The following is a 759-nucleotide window of genomic DNA, read 5'->3' on the forward strand; positions in this document are numbered from 1 at the left end:
TAATCATGACCACCCGTCAAACGGGTGGTTTGTACAAGGGTTATAAGCCCAGATAACTAGCCAGCGCCTAAAGACGCTGGCTTTTACTTTGTTCAAGCCTTATTGCATTTGACTCGTCACAACCCTCTCAAAGAGGCGTACGTACTACTTGCCACCATCCCTAAAGGGATCTTCATATTCTTTTACACTCAACTTATCTAAAGCAATATCTTTTCGCTCTTGTTCCTGAATGTATTTTTTTATTGTGGCTTCATTGAGGCCAACTGTACTAACATAATAGCCCTCTGCCCAAAAATGTCGATTCCCAAACTTATATTTCAGATTGGCGTGTTTATCGAACATCATTAGAGCACTTTTCCCTTTTAAATATCCCATAAAACTTGCAACACTAATTCTAGGTGGAATGCTTACCAACATATGAACATGATCTGGCATTAAATGGCCCTCGATAATCTCAACACCTTTATAACTACATAATCTATGGAATATTTCTCCCAAACTACTTCGATATTGATTATAGATCACTTTTCGTCTATACTTAGGGGTGAACACAATGTGATATAACACATCCATTTTGTGTGTGATAAACTATGTGCTTTTTGAGCCATATTTTTCTCCTTTCGCTTTACAATTGGCTTGAACACCTTAATTGTATCGCGTTTGGAGTTTTTTGGTATAACCTTCGATGCGCACCCGCATAGCGGGTGGTTCTTTTGTCTCGCACCTAACGGAGCGAGACGGACTGAAAGTCACATAATA

The 759-nt window shown here is 39.3% G+C and carries 1 pseudogene; it reads right to left on the reverse strand.

Annotation, left to right across the window (positions count from 1 at the left end):
- Window positions 1-144 precede the first annotated feature (144 nt).
- Window positions 145-608: pseudogene (gene tnpA, locus ADH90_RS00210) on the reverse strand (IS200/IS605 family transposase).
- Between the last annotated feature and the right edge of the window lie 151 nt (window positions 609-759).

This window comes from Streptococcus pseudopneumoniae (assembly GCF_001073085.1).
Lineage (GTDB): Bacteria > Bacillota > Bacilli > Lactobacillales > Streptococcaceae > Streptococcus > Streptococcus pseudopneumoniae_M.